The 2,562-nt window shown below is 72.3% G+C and carries 1 protein-coding gene and 1 pseudogene; both read right to left on the reverse strand.

Translation table 11 applies throughout. The features are described 5' to 3' along the window. Nucleotides 1-256: pseudogene (locus QH276_RS16665) on the reverse strand (exodeoxyribonuclease V subunit alpha); the annotation flags it as partial. Next, the coding region (locus QH276_RS16670) for a 3'-5' exonuclease (protein ID WP_280406801.1) at nucleotides 253-2,562 on the reverse strand (2,310 nt) is incomplete at its 5' end. The pseudogene QH276_RS16665 and the gene QH276_RS16670, both read right to left, overlap by 4 nt.

Consider the following 2,562-nt stretch of genomic DNA (forward strand, 5'->3'; position numbering starts at 1 on the left):
CGAGATCGATATGCTCGGCCCGTTCGTCGTCGGCGTCCACGCCGATCTCCCGCATCCTGGTCAGATCCAGGCATACCGAACCCGAGCGGACCGCGCGGACCGCCAGCGCGGCGGCGAAAAGCACCGGTTCCCGCGTCTCCCCGGCGAGCCGGCCCAATCGTGCGGCCACATGGACATCCGCGGCCGAGAGCACTCCGGCCTCGTTGAATTCGCGCAGTATCCCGCTGCCGCGCTGCGCCACCCGGATCGGGATCACGGCGCACCTCCGGCGAGCAGGTCCGACAGCTCGGCGATCAGGCCGGGCGGCGGGGTCCACTCGAATACTCCGGCACCGTCCGGGGTTTCCGGGCCGATCATGCCCCGGACGAACAGGTAGCGGATACCGCCGAGATGTCCGGCGGGGTCGTAGCCGGGCAGCCGCCAGCGCAGATAGCGGTGCAACGCCACCGAATACAGCAGCGCCTGCAGCGGATAGTGCGCGCGGATCATTTCCGCCGCCATCCGTTCCCGGGTGTAGTGCGCGACGGTGAGCTCACCGGTGCCCAGCCGGTTGGTCTTGTAGTCGACGACGACGAAACGCCCGGCCGGAGTCCGCAGGACCGCGTCGATACTGCCGGTGAGATATCCCCGCAACGGGGTGTCGTCGAGGGTGTCGAGTTCTGCCGCGTAGCGGTGGAAAACATCACCGGGGTCCAGGCGGGTACGCAGCAGCGCGGCGATACGGTGCAGGGTCGCGGAGGCGGCGGCCGGCGTGTCCCCGCCCGCCAGCGGCAGCTCGAATTCCAGTTCCGGCAGCCGATCCCGGTCCCGGATATCGGCCAGGGTGCCGAACCCGAGCGGGGTGCGCAGAACCGCGAGTACCGCCGCGGCCAGCAGTTCCGGATCGGCGTCGGCGAGCATATCGGCCACCACGGTCTCGCACCGGTGGCGTACCTCGGCGGCCAGGTCGGCGGTATCGGTGCTCACTCGCTCGAACACCGCGTGCACCAGGGTGCCGAATTCCGCCCCGTAGGGCAGCTCGTTCATGAGCGAGGCGGCGCCCGGTTCCGGTTCGGCGAGCGGCGCGGGCGCCTCCGGTTCGTCGCCGGGACCAGGGCTCTCCTCCGGTTCGGTCTCGGGGGCCGCGAGATGCGCGGCGGCGGTGAGCGCCGAGTAGGAGGTACGCCGCCAGTGGTCGTCGAGCTCCCGGTCGAACACGGCGATCGCGAGCTCGCCGTCGGCGCTGCCGGTGGGCGGGCGGTACCGCGGGAGCTCCCCGGCAGGATCGGCCGCCGTCACCGAGATGGCCCCCGCCGCGGCGGCGGCCCAGTCCCGGATCCGGTCCACCACCACCGCGTCCTCGTCGACCGGCGCCCGCGGTTTCGGTTGTACGGTCTCGGGACTCCGGCCGAACAGCAGCCGGTGCAGCGGGGCCACCGCCGTCCCGAACGACGGTGCCCACCAGGCCACCACCTGGCAACATGCGCGGGTGAGCGCCACATAGCACAGCCGCAATTCCTCGCCCGCCGTTTCGCTGTCCGCACGTTCCTTGCGGGCGGCGTAGCCCGGCGCGTCCGGGCCGCCGATATCGAGCACGCGGGCGCCGTTCTCGTGCATCAGCAGTGTGGCCGGTGTGGGATCGGATGAGCTGTCCCACGCGAACGGCAGGTACACCACCGGGAATTCGAGCCCCTTGCTCGCATGCACGGTGGCGAGCTGGACCGCGGCCAGATCGCGATCCAGCCGCCGGCTGCGCCCGGCCACCGAGCCCGACGCCGGAGCGCGCACGCGGTCGGCGAGCCATCTGGTCAGCGCGGTGAGCCCGAAACCCTCCGCCGCGCTCACCTCGTCGAGGAGCTGCGCCAGGTGACGGATATCGGTGAGCCGGCGTTCCCCGTGCTCGCCGGCGAGCAACCGCGGAACCAGCCCGGTCGCGGTGGCGAGCCGTTCGAAAACGGCCGCGAAACCCGCGCGGGCGAACAGGCGTGCCGCGTCGCGCAATTCGGCACTCACCCGCCCCACCAGATCCGCTCCCCCGCTGTCCATATCGCCGGCGGTGTACCCGAAGAGCGGGGTGAGCGCCGCCAGCCGCACCCGGTCCGCGCGGTGCGGCTGTTCGAGCGCCGAGAGCACCCAGAGCCAATCGGTGGCGCTGGGAGTCGCGAAAATACTGCTGCCGCTGGTCAATACGACCGGCACACCGGCCCGTTCCAGCGCCTCGCGGACCACCTCGAGCTGGCTGTGCGTGCGTACGAGCACCGCGATATCGCCCGGGCCCAGCGGGCGTCCCCGCTCGCCGGTTCCCGCCGGCTCCGGGTCCGGCGAACGTCCCGCCGGCTCGGTGAGCTCGATCCCCGATTCCAGCAGGGTGACGAGATCGGCGGCCAGATCCGCGGCGACCCGGGCACGCTGCCGGTGGATATTCGGGAAACCCGACAGTCCCCGCGGCCCGGCCCCGGTCCGCGGCAGACAGCGCAGCCGCAGCGCGGTGATCAACTCGGCCGGGCCCCGTAACCGGGTCCACGGCTGGGTCGCGGTGACCACGGGCCCGGCGGAATAGGAGGGGCCGGGGGGCGCCCCCCC

The organism is Nocardia carnea (assembly GCF_029869215.1).
Taxonomy (GTDB): Bacteria; Actinomycetota; Actinomycetes; order Mycobacteriales; family Mycobacteriaceae; genus Nocardia; species Nocardia carnea_B.